We start from the raw sequence: 17130 nt of genomic DNA on the forward strand, positions 1-17130 counted from the left end.
TTTGTATTCATATTTAGTTTCAGGTTGACCCATGCCCAAAAAGAAAACAGCGCCTCCTTCCCGTTGGGACAGGGTATTTATAGACCGAGCCGTATTAGAGGGTTATCGGAGAGGTCCAGAGCCTGTATATAAGCTAGCGGATGCGATGCTGTCAGGGGAGTCCGTGTCGTATGAGGAGTTTAGTGATAAGGATAATTTGGGGAGTGCGCGCTTGAGTGGTGCAGACCGTGCGCTGATAGTGAATTTTGGCAGGACGGCGATGATAGCGGGTATAGCGGAGCATCACGCCTATGCGCAATCGCCCTTATACCATTTACGGGATGGGGTGGCGAAATACCGTGCGAAGTATGGGGCTTCAATAGAGAAGCGGATTGCGGAGGCAATAGCCGAGGAAGAGGCGGCAGCGGCGCGGGAGGCTGCGGGAGAAAGGGTGGCTGCGGTGCGTCGGGTTACCCCCTTAAGTTGCTATAACCAGAATTTTATTCGCTTAAACAGTGAGCAGGCCAAAGTATTGCAGGTTAATTTACCGGCTTTGGTGAGCGGTCCGCCGGGCTCCGGCAAATCCTGTGTGGCGATATCGCTGATTCAGCAGGTACTCAGCCGCTTGTCGCAGGAGCCGGACGCGAGGATTTTGTATGTGACGCAATCGCCGGAGTTAATTGAGGCGATGGAGAAGATATGGGCTGAGATATCGCTGCCGGAGGCCTTAAAGAGGCGGGTGGAGTTTAAGACGTATGAGACGGTGGTACGGGAGCAGCAGTCCGCTTATTTTGTGGGTAAGACGCCAGCAAAAGAAGCCGATTTTGAGCAGTGGCTGAAGGACTATCTCGAGACAAAGAAAACGGCGCTAAAGCCTGCGGCAGCGGCAGCCGGCACTCGTGGTAAGAAAAACAGGCCGAGTGAAGCGGAATTAGAGCTGAATCGTTATTTTGAAGAGCGCAATGAGCTGTATCAGGAGTTTCGCCTTTTATCAGGATATAGAGAGAGTGCGGACGATTATCTGAAGCTTGGTGAGGACGCGGGTTTATATCCCCCGGCAAGCAGGCGCTGGATTTTGGAAGCTTATGATTCCTATTTGAATTATCTAAAAGACAATCACAAGTATTCGCTGGATTTTCTGCCGGTTAATGAGCAGGGCAAGTATGATTTTGTTCTAGGCGATGAGGCACAGGACTTATCGGATCTGCAGTTGCGGTTTCTAATGCAGTTGGCGAAAGACGGCCAGGTGTGCTTTTGCATGGATACGCACCAGAGCCTTTTTGACTGTAAATCCAAGCGTCCTTTTCTGCTTGGGATGAAAGGGATGAATCATATTGAGTTGCCGCATGCCTATCGTTGCCCTGAGAACGTGGTTCATTTTGCGAACAAGGTGATAAGCATTAAGAATACGGTGGTGGGAGGCGCTGCCGATAAATGGGAAAAGCCTGAGATAAAGATGTCAGCCGAGCAGAAAAATAAAGGCATTGTCCACTGGTTAGAGCAGACGCCGGAAGAGTTGGACAAATTAAAAAAGCTGGCCAGGCAAAGTAATTTTGCGGTTATCACCCTGCCTGAATATATTGATGAGGCTCGCCGTAAATACGGGGAGGACGTGCTCATCTTCACGCCGGAGCAAATCAAGGGACTGGAATATGAAAATGTGGTGCTGTACCGCATGCTGGATAATGCGCATTGCCGCGATGCCAGCCGCAAGTTAGGCCAGATAGGTCCTGACGGCAAAGTGCCTGTCCACCGCTCCCGCCGCGGCTGCAGCGATGAGCGCTTTGGCCCGGCGCTGAATAAGTTTTTTACCAGCAGTACGCGTGCCACGGGAGCTTTGATTATTGACCAGGATGAAGGCCATCCCTTAACCTGGCTGTGTAAAGCGTTAAAGGAGGGCATTAATACGCCCAAGTCTGCTTTTTTAAGGGAGCTATTATCCGAGCAGACTGCGGAAGAACAGTTGGCGGGTTGGGAGCTTGAAGTTTGCCGCTTGTATCGGGAGGGTAAAAAGGAATGGTCGCAGCATGCGTTTCACCGCTGGATTGAAGGCAAATTGCCCTACGCCGATTATGAAAGCTTTTTGCTGGCGCATGAGCTGATTAAAAAGGAAATGCCGCTGGCAGAAGAGAAACAGGATGCAGAAGTTGCTATAGAGATCAAGCAGCCAGCAGTCCAAACCCCGGAGCCTCAGGCAGCTTCCCCTGCGCCTGCCGAAGAAGAGGCAGCGGGCAGCAGGCGAAACCGCAGAAAGAAAGCGAAAAAAAGGGCGAGCCAGTCTGCCCAGAAAGCGCAGCCCTCAACAACAGCCAGTCTGTCGCTTAAACCGTCTGCCAATAGCGTCGATTTAAATCATTTCGTACCCTTAAGTAAAATAGGCCGATCCCATAAGTTTTGGCGTACAGCAGAATGCAGTGAGTTTACCTTTGTAAATCCTGAGTCTATAGAAAAACAGCCCTGCCCGGATGAAGCGCAGGTATCGAGCCCATCGAAACCTCCCGTAATGTCCAGTGTTTCTACGAATGTCCCTACAGCGGCCGAAAAAGAAAAAAGATTTCTCGATATTCTTTTTCGAAATTGCTCCGCGAAAGACTTTGATAAAGTATTTTCCTATAAGCCGGAAACTGTTTTTAAATGGCTGGTTCTTACTGAAACGGGGAATGCAGACTGTTTTTTGACCCGGCTTAAAAAAGATCCGAATAAGTGGACGATCTTTCGCGCTTATTTATTAGAACACTCCAAAAATTTTAAACAATGGTTTCCCCTGCAAAAATTATTTGAAGCTGCACCGGATTGCGCCAAAAGCCGTTTTGAAATATTGGCCCGCAAACCGGCAGGACTGGAGATCCTTGATTTAATTTTTGCTGAAATTATTGATGAAAATTTTTGTACTGAACTAAATGCGCGCATATGCGAGGTATTTTTTGCCAAGCCGGGTCAATTTAACTGGGATAAGTTAACTGCAGAAAATCACTGCCTTATGCATTTAATAAGCAGCTCAGAAGGTCTAGTTCTTTTTCAGAAAATTGTGGAATGCCGTTTTACACCGGGTTTGAAAATACAGGATGAAGAGGGAAATACTTTTCTGCATTGGGCTATCAACAAGAAGCGAGCGGATTTAGTGCTCATCATTATGAATACCAGGGTAGCCGGTTTAAGGGGGGGAGACCGTACAGTAAAAGGGACAAATATGGATATTATTTTTAATATCCAGAATAAGGATGGCCTGATCCCGCTCGCTTTAGCTAAAAAGGTTAAAGAAGCTATAAAAACTGAGGGGAACAATGACACTGAAATAGTAAGTCTTGAGGCCATCATTTCCTTGTTAGAAAAACAATCAATTATAGCAAGGGACAGATTAAGAGGCGGGCCAAAAACGATACCCTACCCTAATCCCTATACTAGATCATCCAGTGTATTTTTTGCACCTCCAACTGGTTTAAGCTCGAAGGACGTAGAAGCGATGTTAGCGAATGAAATTGAAAAATTTGAGTTTCAATAAGCGATTCCCTGCAGAATGATGGATTCCCTCCTGCCCGGCGATGCGCCTCCGAACTCCCGAGCGAAGACCCTTCGAATCCCCGCGCGAAGACCCATCCGAATCCCCGCGGCTGCGACCGCGGGGCCCAATGAGTCTAATTCAGAGCCCCAATTTACTAAGCCGTTCATCTTTACTGTGGCAGGATTGTGGTTTTTCTGAGCACTTTTTTGAGCGACCATGGGCCCCGCGGTCGCAGCCGCGGGGATTCGAAGGGTCGATGCTGTGGGATTCGAAGGTCTGCGCGCGGGATCCATATGGGATGTGGTGACTAAACATCGAAAATTGCGACGGCTTCTTTGTTTGATTAAACGTAGCTCTGTATGTATAATATTCCGCCATTGCAGTCGGATTTATTCAGGTTAACCCATGCCAAAAAAGAAAACAGCACCTTCTTCCCGTTGGGACAGGGTATTTATAGACCGAGCCGTATTAGAGGGTTATGGGAGAGGTCCAGAGCCTGTATATAAGCTAGCGGATGCGATGCTGTCAGGGGAGTCCGTGTCGTATGAGGAGTTTAGTGATAAGGATAATTTGGGGAGTGCGCGCTTGAGTGGTGCAGACCGTGCGCTGATAGTGAATTTTGGCAGGACGGCGATGATAGCGGGTATAGCGGAGCATCACGCCTATGCGCAATCGCCCTTATACCATTTACGGGATGGGGTGGCGAAATACCGTGCGAAGTATGGGGCTTCGATAGAGAAGCGGATTGCGGAGGCAATAGCCGAGGAAGAGGCGGCAGCGGCGCGGGAGGCAGCGGGTGAAAGGGCGGCAGCGGTGCATCGGGTTACCCCCTTAAGTTGCTATAACCAGAATTTTATTCGCTTAAACAGTGAGCAGGCCAAAGTATTGCAGGTTAATTTACCGGCTTTGGTGAGCGGTCCGCCGGGCTCCGGCAAATCCTGTGTGGCGATATCGCTGATTCAGCAGGTACTCAGCCGCTTGTCGCAGGAGCCGGACGCGAGGATTTTGTATGTGACGCAATCGCCGGAGTTAATTGAGGCGATGGAGAAGATATGGGCTGAGATATCGCTGCCGGAGGCCTTAAAGAGGCGGGTGGAGTTTAAGACGTATGAAACGGTTGCACGGGAGCAGCAGTCCGCTTATTTTGTGGGTAAGACGCCAGCAAAAGAAGCGGATTTTGAGCAGTGGCTGAAGGGGTATCTTGATGCCAAGAAAACGGCGCTAAAGCCTGCGGCAGCGGCAGCCGGCACTCGTGGTAAGAAAAACAGGCCGAGTGAAGCGGAATTAGAGCTGAATCATTATTTTGAGGAGCGCAATGAGCTGTATCAGGAGTTTCGCCTTTTATCAGGATATAGAGAGAGTGCGGACGATTATCTGAAGCTTGGTGAGGACGCGGGTTTATATCCCCCGGCAAGCAGGCGCTGGATTTTGGAAGCTTATGATTCCTATTTGAATTATCTAAAAGACAATCACAAGTATTCGCTGGATTTTCTGCCGGTTAATGAGCAGGGCAAGTATGATTTTGTTCTAGGCGATGAGGCACAGGACTTATCGGATCTGCAGTTGCGGTTTCTAATGCAGTTGGCGAAAGACGGCCAGGTGTGCTTTTGCATGGATACGCACCAGAGCCTTTTTGACTGTAAATCCAAGCGTCCTTTTCTGCTTGGGATGAAAGGGATGAATCATATTGAGTTGCCGCATGCCTATCGTTGCCCTGAGAACGTGGTTCATTTTGCGAACAAGGTGATAAGCATTAAGAATACGGTGGTGGGAGGCGCTGCCGATAAATGGGAAAAGCCTGAGATAAAGATGTCAGCCGAGCAGAAAAATAAAGGCATTGTCCACTGGTTAGAGCAGACGCCGGAAGAGTTGGACAAATTAAAAAAGCTGGCCAGGCAAAGTAATTTTGCGGTTATCACCCTGCCTGAATATATTGATGAGGCTCGCCGTAAATACGGGGAGGGCGTGCTCATCTTCACGCCGGAGCAAATCAAGGGACTGGAATATGAAAATGTGGTGCTGTACCGCATGCTGGATAATGCGCATTGCCGTGATGCCAGCCGCAAGTTAGGCCAGATAGGTCCTGACGGCAAAGTGCCTGTCCACCGCTCCCGTCGCGGCTGCAGCGATGAGCGCTTTGGCCCGGCGCTGAATAAGTTTTTTACCAGCAGTACGCGTGCCACGGGAGCTTTGATTATTGACCAGGATGAAGGCCATCCCTTAACCTGGCTGTGTAAAGCGTTAAAGGAGGGCATTAATACGCCCAAGTCTGCTTTTTTAAGGGAGCTATTATCCGAGCAGACTGCGGAAGAACAGTTGGCGGGTTGGGAGCTTGAAGTTTGCCGCTTGTATCGGGAGGGTAAAAAGGAATGGTCGCAGCATGCGTTTCACCGCTGGATTGAAGGCAAATTGCCCTACGCCGATTATGAAAGCTTTTTGCTGGCGCATGAGCTGATTAAAAAGGAAATGCCGCTGGCAGAAGAGAAACAAGAGAAGGAAGCAACTCCAGAGATCGAACCGCCAGCAGGAGAAGCCACTGAGCCTCAGGCAGCTTTGCCTGAGCCAGCCAAAGAAGAGGCAGCGGGCAGCAGGCGAAACCGAAAAAAGAAAGCGAAGAGGAAGGCCAGCCAGTCTGCCCAGAAAGCGCAGCTCTCAATAACAGCCAGTCTGTCGCTTAAACCGCCACAAACTATGGATCAGACAAGCCCTTTCCCATCGAGTAATGCCTTGGTTCGATCGCCGGCTACATTCTTTGCCAATAGAGGGGTTAAAAGAAACTTAGGCCTTCCTGGCACTGTAGCCGATTTAGAGGCAAGTCTGAATACAGTGAAACTAAGCAAAATCGCAACAAGCGGCGAATTAGTAAAAACCTGTGATGCCATAATTGCTCAGGGCACCGACCTGGAAAAGAAATGGGCCGAAATACAAAAAGAAAAAGAGCAAGCTAAAACTGCATTATTACCCGGCGATTTAAAAGTTCAGCGCTTTCTCAATGAATTATTCAATAATTTTTCCAAGCAATATTTGGATAAGATTTTCAAAAGAGTTCCCCCATACAAGCCCGAAACCATTTTAAAATGGTTCGTTCTTACAGAGAACCAGGGCTATGATTGCTTCCTAAGCCGATTAAAATTCGATAAAGGAAATTTAAAACCGAATGAAGACAAGTGGTTGGCATTGCAGCACTATGAAGGTTTAAATAGCTATTTCTCTTTGCAAGAGCTAACTCGGACAGAACCTGCTTCTGGAAAAACTTATTTTGAAATCCTCTGCCGCAAACAATGCGGGCTTAATTTCCTTAATTCAATCTGGGCTTCCATGTCAATCCCGGAAACGGTGCACTCTGGCGCGCTTGCGCAGTTATGGACAACTTTTTATGCCGCCTCTTCTACAAATGCATGGGATGATCTGGACGACAAAGAAAATTTATTAATTTATCTGATTAATTACCCCGGAGGCCTCGCTGTATTTGAAACACTTTTCAGTAGTTCCTTATTCGCAACACTACGCTGGATGGATAAAGAGAAAAATACTCTATTGCATTGGGCAGTTAGTGATCAACGGAAAGATCTGGTTAAAAGTATCATGAGGGCGAGGGCAGCGGCTTTAGGAGGCGGATACCTGAAGCCGGAATTTGATGTGCTGGGTATCAAAAACAGCCAGAACTTAACCGCGTTTGAACTAGCGAAAAAGAATAATTCGAGCAAAATAATCGATGCTTTGAATCCTTCCAACTATGAGAAATCCTCAGGCACTAATACGCCCCCATTTCATGATGAAGAGTATATAACAGTGGCCATACAGGAGATAGCAAAGACTAGAGGTTCAATCCAGATTCCTGCGATTAAGAAAATTGTAAATGAGACAAATGCGCTTCGGCATGATCAGAAAGTATGCCGGGATAAGTTATCATTGAACCCTCGAAATAAGGAATTGAGGAAAAAACTAAAACTTGTTGAAACAGTTATAGACGAGAGAATGAGCCAGCATAACGAGTTGGAAAGGGAAATCAGAGTTAATGCCTTATTCCAATTAACGAAAGCGAATCTTGGCTCAAAAGCGATGTATGAACAACTCGACCTGCTAGTGGTTGGCACACCTCCTGATTTATTGTTCACCTGTCTGACTGCTAGTATCACCCCCAAGCTTCCTCCGTTACTCTATTGTCTGTTTACTACCAGTCTTTGGTCTGACGACAGAGAAGGCCCTTGGGGATCCTTTCTTAAATATATGGAAGATAATCCAGTACTGGTTAACTTTAATTTTTCTTTAAAGCAATTATTCAAAGTAGACAAAAACAGCGTTAAAAGCCGCTTTGAAACACTGGTCCGCAGCAGGGAAGGCCTTGTTTTCCTGCACGCTATTTTCAAAATGCTGTCTATATCAGACACAGTAGGAGAAGAGTTACACGCCGGCATTATCACTCATTTATACCCTGATATTACAGCCAGACCGTGGGGTGACTTGAGCGAAGCGGATACCTTGCTCATTTATTTGATAAATCGCAGTGAAGGGCGGGAAATCCTTGCAAAATTTCCTCCGAATATGTTTTTCAATATGATTGCGCAACAGGATGCACAGTGGAACAGTTTTCTGCACTGGGCGGTTATCAGTCAGCGCGCTGATTTAATATCAATGGTGCTCAAACTTGAGCAGCGGCTTTCCGATAAAACCGCCTTGCCACGGTATCTGGGCTTAAAAAATGAAGCGGGTCAGACTGCCCTTGATATCGCTAAAGAAAATAATTTTAAGCTAGGGATTGATTTACTGAGCGTAAAGGCGAATGAGATTTCGAAACACAAAGCCGCTGAAACATCCTTTGAGAATTTGCCTGTTTCTGTAAACCCCTTCTAGACTTTAAATTCAAGGATAGAAAAAGGGGCGGCTATGAAGCTTAGTGATGCAGAGAAAATAGTGTTGATTCAGCAGTTGCAGGCAATAAGGGATCTGACGGGTAAAACAGCATCAGAACAATTGCCTGCTGAACAGCGGGGCTTGACAAACCGTGCAGCGAATGAGACTAGTCCGCATGCCCATACGGTGAACCAACTGGCGGCTGCCCAGGAACTTTTGAAAGAGCCGGCAAAACCCCACAGCCTCTCATTTTTGTCCTCGGCCTCTTCTACACTGTCTGATGTATTTAACCTTATTAAAGACGGTATTAATGGAAAAATGAATGCCTATCTGCAGGAGTTGCTTTCCAATGCGGAAATTATGGCAGCAGTAAAAAATAAAGACGTTAAAGATCCCAATAGCCGTAAAGTACTGGAAATTAATATTACCATCGCATCCACAATGATTGATAAATATGCGGGCTTGCTTGAAATGCTGCTTAGCCAAAAAAGCCTTTCTTCCCCGCAGCAGCAGTTGATTAAAGACGCGCATCAATCCATTAACCGCTCAGCAGAACGGTTAAAGCGAGTAAATCTTTTACGCGGCCTGAATAGCCTTGATGATTTTGCTGATGTTTACCTGTTTGAGCATCATAAAAGCAATTGCTGTTTTAGCTGGTTTTCTTCAACGCCAACTAAGGCCTACCAGAATCTTCTCCTTTGGTTTGAAGATTTAACCCAGGAGGCGTTTTCTACTAAAGAATTGTTAGGTGCCGTATATGCCATACGCAGCCAGATTGGAAAACTGAGGGATGAAGAAGAGCGAGCAGCTATTCGCGATGGCCTGGATAAAATCCTCAAGGACAATGCCTGCCCCGCATTCAGCATCGATGCTGCGAAGGGTGAACTCAGGGAATATATCGAAGCGTTTAACGGGCGGATGAAAGAGTTAAAGATTCGGTGGCCGGCGCCTTTTGCGGAAGAAGAAGCACCTGCTTTTCTGCTTGAGCAGCGCGCCTGAGTTGTTTATCCATTCTTGGGCAAGGGCACTCGAGTTACTGTAGCGAAGCCCGCTCGAGATACTGTAGCGAAGCCCACTCGAGATACTGTGGCGAAGCCCACTCGAGATACTGTGGCGAAGCCCACTCGAGATACTGTGGCGAAGCCCACTCGAATTCCCGCGGCGAAGACCGCGGGACCCACAACCTGGCTCATTCCTGGCCCCGCGGTCGCCCATAGCTATCTAAACAAAGGTTTTTCCCGCTCCGAATCCCCGCGGCTGCGACCGCGGGGTCCACACGAGGCCTATTTAGAATATTGGTTTTGCTAATTTAGGATAATGTTTGAAAGACTTGTTCCTCATTGCTTTTTGCTATTTACGGCAACATTGGATTCTTCTGAAGAGCATGTTCGGCACCAGACATGGGCCCCGCGGTCGCAGCCGCGGGGATTCGACTGAATTGGTGTAGATAGCGATGGGTCTTCGCCGCGGGAATTGTTCTTATCGACCCTGTGAATACAACAAAGCCCGCAGCTGATCAATCTCTGCCAGCAAATCCAGTACCAGGCCTGCGCCTGCCAGATTAACTCCCAGATCTTTATTGAGCCGTATAACCGTACGGATCCGGCTTAAGGCTTCATCATCAAATAACCATTCATTTTTTTCATTTTTATCAACCGTTACAATGCCTTCCTGAACAATTTCAATAATCGTCTCCCGGGTAACGCCAAATGAATGACTGATCTCCTGTAAAGAGAGAGAAAATAAATGTTCACTTTCAATAGTGGCTGTTTTTTGCTTATCGTCCATGGCGCCCCCCCATTTTTTCGCGCGGATTGAAATGAACGCTTGCAGCCATTTGCTCAAAAAGCTTTTTCATTTCGCTGTTCTCCGTTTCGGGAATCACAATCTCCAGCGTAATATATTGATCTCCCGGCGGATTGCCTGGCAGGCCGCGGCCTTTAAGCCGCATTTTTTTACCGCTTTGCGAATAAGGCGGAATCTTCATATTGACTGTGCCGCCCAGCGTGGGAATTTCAATATTGGCGCCAAGAACCGCTTCCCAGGGACTAATGGGAATCTTCAGCAGAATATCTTTCTTGTCTAAATGGAACAGATGGTGAGGGGCAATGTGAATCTCAATATAGAGATCGCTGTGCCTGCCGGGAGCATATTCGCCTCCCTGGCCTTTGAGCCGGATTTGCTGCTTATTGCCAATTCCCTTGGGTATTTTTACTTTGATTGCACGTTGCTGATACTCCAGTTCCCTCTTCTGATTCACTGCAGGAAGCTGAAGCTGTATTAATTTTTCTGCCCCATGGTAACTGTCTTCCAGGCTAATAGTCAGTTGCGCGTGTATATCCTGCCCCTGATCGTAATAACCTGAAGGTTTGCCCCGTGCGGATTGGCGGCTGAATATAGAACTTAAGAAGTCTTCAAAATCCGCAGGATCGAAATCCGACTGTCCCGTGTATTGGTACTGCGGTTGATAGTCCTGGCCGTATTGCTGGTGGGCCTCACTTTGTTGTTTCCAGTATTGGCCGTATTTATCATACTTGGCTCTTTTTTCAGGATCTTTCAGTACATCATAAGCTTCGCCCAGCTCTTTGAATTTATCTTCCGCTTTAGGATCTTTACTGACATCAGGATGGTATTTTCTGGCTAATTTGCGATAAGTCTGCTTTATCTCTTCCTGACTGGCATTTCGATCCAATCCCATAATTTGATAATAATCTTTAAAGTCCATTGTTATTTTTTGCAGTCCTTGTATTGTGGATAGTTAAATTATAGCCTGCGTGATGCAGGCCAAAGGATTAATCCAGTCGAATAGTATAATGGAAGCTGCCGCTGCCTTCATAAGACATGTCTACAAAACGCATGCCTGAACAATTGGCATGAACTTTGGGATGCATCATGAAAGGGCCATCCTGAAGGTGAAGAACGCACCAGCCCGTTCCGTCCTGTGTGGCTACGGTGATATTCGCACGACCTTTGCGACAGGCAGGGGTGTCGCGGATTTCAAAACTTAAATGACTGAGGATTTGCATGTAGAGTTCAGGGGTAGTATTGGCATCAACGATGGCAATATCAGGACGGCTGTCGTCACTAATGCGAAAAAAATCAGTATATCCGCAGAGACTGGGATTTGCCTGAGCCTGGAGTGCAGTGAAACCACAGAATAAAAATAAAGCCATTTTTTTCATCAATTGTTTCTCCCTTATTAAATCTGGAAGGATTATATACTGGCGCCGAGGGAATAAACAGATGTATTCGTATCTGCCCTTTCGAATTCCCGCGGCAGCTCAATAGAGGTTGACGTTCATGCTTATCAGGCCTATTGTAACAAATGATTAATTGAATTTTTGCTATGAAAAAAAATCTCATTTTATTAATTGTCTCGTTCGCCTTATTCATGGAAGCTGTGGATACCACGGTATTGAACACCGCTATCCCGGTGATTGCAAAAAGCCTGGATGTTAATCCCATCAATCTTAAAATTGCCTTAATCAGTTATCTGGTAAGCCTGGCAATCTTTATCCCGATTAGCGGCTGGATTGCTGACAAATTTGGCGCTAAAAAAGTATTTGTTTTTGCGGTGGTTCTGTTTACAGCCAGTTCAGTCTGGTGTGGTTTCACCAATACGCTGCCCGAGCTTATCATAGCCCGAATTATGCAGGGGGTTGGCGGATCGCTGACCTTGCCGGTGGGGCGGTTAATCATTATAAGAACCTGTGAGCGCCATGAATTGATCAGTAAGATGAATGTGGTGGTTATGGTGGCCGCGATCGGTATGATGTTGGGCCCAGTATTGGGCGGCGTCATCAGCAATCATTTTTCCTGGCGCTGGATTTTCTGGGTGAATGCGCCCGTGGGAATTTTTGCCTTTATATTGGGTTTGTTTCTTTTACCGTCAATGCCGCCTAAACCGGTTGCAGCGCTGGATAAATGGGGATTTATCTTATTTGGCAGCGGCCTGGCATTATTAACAATCGGTTTATCCATTCTCAGTGAATCCGATGCTGCGCATTTCCTGGTTGTTATCTGTTTGCCGCTGGCGATTAGTCTGCTGGCTTTATACGCCTGGCACTCTTATAAAAGATCACACCCGATTGTCAAGATTGAATTACTGCGAATCCGCACTTTTCGCGTGTCTATATTGGGAAATCTCTTCGCACGTTTGGGATTTGGCGGCTTTCCCTTTTTATTGCCGTTACTCCTGCAAGTTGGCCTGGGCTATAATCCTCAGGTTTCTGGCTTATTGCTCGCCCCCACCGCATTAGGCGTCTTAATTGTTAAACCTTTATCGGTATATATTTTACGCTGTTTTGGTTATAAGAAACTGTTAATACTCAATACTATTCTAGTTGGAGTTGCGCTGGGAATGTTTGCCTTAATTGATGCCCAGACATCGTTTTTCGCGATTGCTTTATTGACCTTTGTTTATGGACTGTTGATTTCTTTACAGTACACCGGTATGAATTCGCTGGCTTATGCGAATATCGATGCCGAAGAAATGAGTGCGGCAACCAGTATTGTCAGTACTACGCAGCAACTTGCGCAAAGCTTCGGTGTTGCTGCGGCGGCATTGCTTATCAGGGTTTCTGCAATTTTCAGTGAAGAGCCAATGCTGAGTGTACGCAGTTTTCACCAGACCTTTATTGCCATGTCATTGCTGACATTTGCGTCCATTGTTATTTTTATCCAGCTAAAAAAAGAGGATGGCCACGAGTTGATTGATATTCCAGCAAGAACAGCGACGGTTTGACTCAAGGCGAACTCGAATCTACCCTGGGTTTCAAGTAGCAGTTTACCCGGTAAATGCTGCACGAACCTCATCCGGGATCGGAATGGATTTATTTAAACGATAGTCAACCCAGACAATTTTGCTGACACCCTGCGCCATCAGTTCATCATTTTGAAATAAATCATGGTCAATGACAAAGCTTGAGCGCCCAATACTGTGGATACTGCTGTCCAGAACTAAACTGGCAGGATAAATAACAGGTTTTAAGAAGGTGCAGGCGACGTGAATAACCACGGGGCCGGTATTCTCTGTCAGTTTGATATTAAGCGTGGCCAGCCACTCAATCCGCGCTTCCTGAAAGTAATCAAAGTAGCGTGCATTGTTGACATGACCCAGAGCATCCATATCGCCCCAGGCAATCGAAAAGCATCGTTGATGTATTTTATTTTTATTCGTCATGACAAATCCAGCGGATCAATGTCGATATTCCAGCGGACGCTGGAATGCGCTTTACTCATTGTTAACCATTCTCTCATCTGCGTCAATGCATGTTGCAACGGCTTTCTTGCCTGGGATTTGAGCAGCAATTGCATGCGGTGCTGATGGCCTTTTCTTGCCATAGGTGCAGGGGCTGGGCCGAGTACACTGATGGATGAGGCTAATAAATGTTTTTTCATGTCCTGCAGGGCCGCCATGACTTTATCCGCTTGCCTGCCCTGTGCGCGAATTAAGGCGAGGTAATGGTAGGGAGGCAAAAGCGCTGCTTGCCGTGCCTGCAGTAAAGCATCGGCAAAGGCGTCATAGCCTTGCCTGATTAGTAAATTAAGATAGGGGTTTTGCGGGACATGCGTCTGGATAATTACTTTGCCGGCGCGATCAGCCCTGCCTGCCCGCCCGGAAACCTGCGTGAGTAATTGGCCAAGTTGCTCGACTGCCCTGAAGTCATGATGAAAAAAACCGCCATCGGCATCTGCAATCACCACCAGGCTGAGATTGGGAAAATGATGCCCCTTGGCGAGCATTTGCGTTCCGACAATCAATTGTGCCTCTCCCCGGGTGATTAACTCAAGGCGCTTGCTCAGTTCATTTTTTCGGCTGACCTCGTCACGATCCACCCTCATAATCTGATAGTCGGCAAATTCAGTCTGCAGAAATTCTTCCAGACGCTGTGTGCCGGTTCCCAAAGGTAAAAGGCCTGGGCTGTGGCATTTTTTACAGGCCGGCGGGGATGGTTTGTTATAACCGCAATGATGGCAGATGAGCCGGTTAATCTGCCGATGAAAGGTCAAATGGCTGTCGCAGGCCGGGCAATCCGCAATCCATGCGCATAACTGGCAGAATAATACTGGCGAAAAGCCGCGGCGGTTTATAAAGATAAGAACCTGATTTTTTTGGGCAAGTTGCTCTTTAATGGCTTCCAGGGTCACGGCTGCCAATCCCTGATTTGAAAAATTATTGCGTAAATCAACCACCTGGAATTGCAAGGGGGTTTGGTTCAGCGCCTTGTGATGCAGGTGCAACACGGTAAATTTACCTTGCCGGGCATTGTTGAGCGTTTCAAGACTGGGGGTGGCAGAGCCGAGGATCACCGGTATATTGGCTGTATGGGCGCGCATTAATGCGGTGTCGCGTGCTGAATAACGTACGCCTTCCATTTGCTTTAATGAGTTGTCGTGTTCTTCGTCAATAATAATCAAACCCAGTTTAGGCATGGGCGTAAAAACAGCTGCCCGCGTGCCAATCACCAGCCCCACCTGATGGGCGCTGGCTAATTGCCAGGCCTTGCTGCGCTCCGTTTCATTAAGGCCGGAATGAATGACGGCCATGGGGTAATCAAAGCGCTCCTGAAAGCGTTTTAATAATTGCGGGGTTAAGCCAATCTCAGGCACCAGTACCATGACCTGCAATCCCTGGGCAAGCACCTTGCTGATCGTTTGCAAATAGACTTCCGTTTTTCCGCTGCCGGTTACTCCGTAAAGGAGGAAGCAATGGTAATGATGCAATTCTTTTGCAATACCCTCCACTGCCAGTGCCTGTTCTTCATTCAGGGGGAGAGGATGTTTGATCTGTTCTTCTTTAATCGGCAGCAAAGGTTTAATGTCAATGGGTTTAAGATGTTTTCCTTCACGCAGTTTTTTGGGAAGCGCCAGCGGCAATACCTCAGAAAGAGGGGACTGATAATACTGGCTTACCCAGTGGCAAAGTTTTAATGTCTCCGGACTTAAGATGGGTTCTTTATCCAGAAGTTCAGCGATGGGTTTCAATTTGTCCGCCGGCAGGCTTGAATCGGTTTGTCCTGTCACAATACCAAGGCGTATTTTGTTACGGAATGGCACTTGAACCCTGCAGCCGACTGCGGCTTCTATCCCATTGGGCAGGTAATCGAAGCAATCCCGCAGGGTATTGGGGATACAAACCTGAAGGACCTCAGTCATTGACTGGCCTTTGCATGCCGCTGCCATTGATGGCTTGCTGACTGGCCAGGCGCAGAAAACACTTTGACCACCACTTTTTCAATGCGATGTTTATCCAATTCTTCCTTTTCCTTAATGAGCTCTTCGACAAACCAGCGTGACAATTCCTCTACGGTGATGTTGGTTAAAGGCATTAACGTCACATCTTCCTTGAGAAAGGGAATTTTCTTTTTATTAAAAACGAAATAATAATATTCCTCATCTTCTGAAAATTCCAGGAAGGGTGAATACTGGGGCATCAGGAAGGTTTGATTTAAAAAGCGGCAGAGGTGATGGACGCGGTGTTTATAATAACGATAATCAAATGTCATTCCATTATCTTCCACCCAGGTCGTCAAGGCCAGATACACGCCGTACATGTGGCCATGCAGAGGCTCTCTTTCTGTCGCAGAGAATATGGTGGTGTGCCCCGCAGAAAATTTCATGGATTCTTTCTGTAATTCGACGGTCGTCAAATATTTACTCATTTTATAAGCTCGCTCGTTTATCTTGCAATTGAAAACCTGCCAGGTCTCCTTCATAGTGTTTTGACAGGGCAATTACCTTGAATAGTTCGCCCATTTCGCTGGGCTGAATTAGTTGTTTAACCGCCTGGGCTGCCCGCAGACGCAGGCCTTCGTCCTGAATGTCTTCCAGTAAGCTTAGCAAACCATTGCCCAGCAAAAAAGCAGCCTGGTTAGTATAACCGCTCACCTCAAGACCTGCGGCCAGGGCTGCTTCTGCAACCTGAGTGAAATCGACATGCGCGGTAATATCCTGCTCGCCGATATAAACCAGTGGATTAGAATGGGCCTGATGCCGGTAATGGCACATAAGCGTTCCCTGGTTGCGATCGGGATGGTAATATTCGCTGCGCGGAAATCCATAATCGATTAACAGAATCACCCCTTCTTTTAAGCTGGCAGCGCATTGCTTCAGCCAGCCCTCAACATACAGGTTTGCTTCAGATAAATAGGGTGAAAAATCTGCAGGCAGAACTGTTTTCAAATAATTTAGCAGGCGGGGATTGCTACAGGGTTTAAAAATTTCTTTCAACTGTGATTGTTCATCAAGGCTAATAAAACTTTCGCAAATGCCATCGTCAGTTTGCAGGAAACGATGGACGGGCATGGCGTCCAACACTTCATTGGCCAGAATAATGCCGGAGAAAGGCTGTTCTGGCCATTCCGAGAGCCATTGCACCCTTGAAGCCAAATCCGGGATCTCCTGTTGAATGTACTGTTTTTGCTGCTCGCGTAAATAGCCGCTGACTTCAAGAATGTAATAGACTTCAGGCAGGTAATTTTTTCTGGCGAGGTGTTTTAGCAGGTCAGTGCATAGCTTGCCAGAGCCCGCACCGAATTCTAGAATGGTATCAGTGTCTGACTGCTGTAAAATCTGCCGGCATTGCTCGCCGAGGGTTTGTGAAAAAAGCGGGCTTAGCTCAGGAGCTGTAATAAAATCGCCGCCAGAGCCGAACTTGGGCTTTGAAGACGTATAATAGCCATATTCTGGAGAATATAAGGCGAGCTGCATAAATTCTGCAAAGGGAATGGCATCGTGTTTTTTAAGCTGTGCGACCAGCGCTGCAGGGACATTCATAATTAGATAGGCAAAAA

11 protein-coding genes are annotated in these 17130 nt (G+C 47.1%); 4 read left to right on the top strand and 7 right to left on the bottom strand.

Annotated elements, in window-relative coordinates; all coding sequences use genetic code 11:
- The first annotated feature begins 31 nt into the window (after nucleotides 1-31).
- From DYH42_RS00390 to DYH42_RS00405, 3 genes are all read left to right on the top strand, one after another.
- On the top strand, nucleotides 32-3481 hold the full coding sequence (locus DYH42_RS00390; protein WP_115316874.1) for a UvrD-helicase domain-containing protein: 3450 nt from the start codon (nucleotides 32-34) through the stop codon (nucleotides 3479-3481).
- Between the two features lie 405 nt (nucleotides 3482-3886).
- Nucleotides 3887-8335: a UvrD-helicase domain-containing protein gene (locus tag DYH42_RS00400; protein ID WP_115316876.1), complete on the top strand. Its 4449-nt coding sequence runs from the start codon at nucleotides 3887-3889 to the stop codon at nucleotides 8333-8335.
- Between the two features lie 33 nt (nucleotides 8336-8368).
- Entirely contained in the window at nucleotides 8369-9334 is a 966-nt protein-coding gene (locus DYH42_RS00405) for a hypothetical protein (RefSeq protein WP_058523882.1), read from the top strand.
- 480 nt (nucleotides 9335-9814) lie between these two features.
- Here DYH42_RS00405 and DYH42_RS00410 read toward each other — a convergent pair whose 3' ends face one another.
- The 3 genes from DYH42_RS00410 to DYH42_RS00420 all read right to left on the bottom strand — a co-directional run bounded on the left by DYH42_RS00410 (nucleotide 9815) and on the right by DYH42_RS00420 (nucleotide 11520).
- Nucleotides 9815-10123 carry a chaperone modulator CbpM gene (locus DYH42_RS00410; RefSeq protein WP_058523881.1) on the bottom strand — a complete coding sequence of 103 codons (309 nt, stop codon included), beginning with the start codon at nucleotides 10121-10123 and terminating at the stop codon, nucleotides 9815-9817.
- A complete protein-coding gene (locus DYH42_RS00415; RefSeq protein ID WP_058523880.1) occupies nucleotides 10113-11060 on the bottom strand; it encodes a DnaJ C-terminal domain-containing protein in 948 nt (315 codons plus the stop codon). The genes DYH42_RS00410 and DYH42_RS00415 overlap by 11 nt, the downstream gene beginning before the upstream one ends.
- A gap of 67 nt (nucleotides 11061-11127) precedes the next feature.
- The gene (locus DYH42_RS00420; RefSeq protein WP_131793011.1) at nucleotides 11128-11520 is read right to left on the bottom strand and encodes a hypothetical protein; all 393 of its coding nucleotides are present in this window, start codon (nucleotides 11518-11520) and stop codon (nucleotides 11128-11130) included.
- Nucleotides 11521-11681: 161 nt separating this feature from the next.
- Here DYH42_RS00420 and DYH42_RS00425 point away from each other — a divergent pair, with 161 nt between their 5' ends.
- Nucleotides 11682-13079 carry a DHA2 family efflux MFS transporter permease subunit gene (locus tag DYH42_RS00425; protein ID WP_058523878.1) on the top strand — a complete coding sequence of 466 codons (1398 nt, stop codon included), beginning with the start codon at nucleotides 11682-11684 and terminating at the stop codon, nucleotides 13077-13079.
- A gap of 42 nt (nucleotides 13080-13121) precedes the next feature.
- Here the strand turns inward: DYH42_RS00425 and DYH42_RS00430 are convergent, their stop codons facing one another.
- Genes DYH42_RS00430 through DYH42_RS00445 form a run of 4 tightly spaced genes read right to left on the bottom strand, consistent with a single transcriptional unit; the run spans nucleotide 13122 to nucleotide 17113 of the window.
- Nucleotides 13122-13517, bottom strand: coding sequence for an acyl-CoA thioesterase (locus tag DYH42_RS00430; protein WP_058523877.1), 396 nt, complete (start codon nucleotides 13515-13517; stop codon nucleotides 13122-13124).
- A complete protein-coding gene (gene priA, locus DYH42_RS00435) occupies nucleotides 13514-15493 on the bottom strand; it encodes a replication restart helicase PriA (protein ID WP_058523876.1) in 1980 nt (659 codons plus the stop codon). The genes DYH42_RS00430 and priA overlap by 4 nt, the downstream gene beginning before the upstream one ends.
- Nucleotides 15490-15999: a 6-carboxytetrahydropterin synthase gene (locus DYH42_RS00440; protein ID WP_058523875.1), complete on the bottom strand. Its 510-nt coding sequence runs from the start codon at nucleotides 15997-15999 to the stop codon at nucleotides 15490-15492. Before DYH42_RS00440 ends, priA begins: the two co-directional genes overlap by 4 nt.
- A gap of 1 nt (nucleotide 16000) precedes the next feature.
- The gene (locus DYH42_RS00445; RefSeq protein ID WP_058523889.1) at nucleotides 16001-17113 is read right to left on the bottom strand and encodes a class I SAM-dependent methyltransferase; all 1113 of its coding nucleotides are present in this window, start codon (nucleotides 17111-17113) and stop codon (nucleotides 16001-16003) included.
- Nucleotides 17114-17130: the final 17 nt, after the last annotated feature.

Origin of the sequence: Legionella birminghamensis (assembly GCF_900452515.1) — a bacterium.
GTDB lineage: Bacteria > Pseudomonadota > Gammaproteobacteria > Legionellales > Legionellaceae > Legionella_C > Legionella_C birminghamensis.

Bases quoted from the DNA above. Each gene is read 5' to 3' on its own strand.
- DYH42_RS00390 (WP_115316874.1), top strand. From the start codon at position 32: ATGCCCAAAAAGAAAACAGCGCCTCCTTCCCGTTGGGACAGGGTATTT.
- DYH42_RS00400 (WP_115316876.1), top strand. From the start codon at position 3,887: ATGCCAAAAAAGAAAACAGCACCTTCTTCCCGTTGGGACAGGGTATTT.
- DYH42_RS00405 (WP_058523882.1), top strand. From the start codon at position 8,369: ATGAAGCTTAGTGATGCAGAGAAAATAGTGTTGATTCAGCAGTTGCAG.
- DYH42_RS00410 (WP_058523881.1), bottom strand. From the start codon at position 10,123: ATGGACGATAAGCAAAAAACAGCCACTATTGAAAGTGAACATTTATTT.
- DYH42_RS00415 (WP_058523880.1), bottom strand. From the start codon at position 11,060: ATGGACTTTAAAGATTATTATCAAATTATGGGATTGGATCGAAATGCC.
- DYH42_RS00425 (WP_058523878.1), top strand. From the start codon at position 11,682: ATGAAAAAAAATCTCATTTTATTAATTGTCTCGTTCGCCTTATTCATG.
- DYH42_RS00430 (WP_058523877.1), bottom strand. From the start codon at position 13,517: ATGACGAATAAAAATAAAATACATCAACGATGCTTTTCGATTGCCTGG.
- priA (WP_058523876.1), bottom strand. From the start codon at position 15,493: ATGACTGAGGTCCTTCAGGTTTGTATCCCCAATACCCTGCGGGATTGC.
- DYH42_RS00440 (WP_058523875.1), bottom strand. From the start codon at position 15,999: ATGAGTAAATATTTGACGACCGTCGAATTACAGAAAGAATCCATGAAA.
- DYH42_RS00445 (WP_058523889.1), bottom strand. From the start codon at position 17,113: ATGAATGTCCCTGCAGCGCTGGTCGCACAGCTTAAAAAACACGATGCC.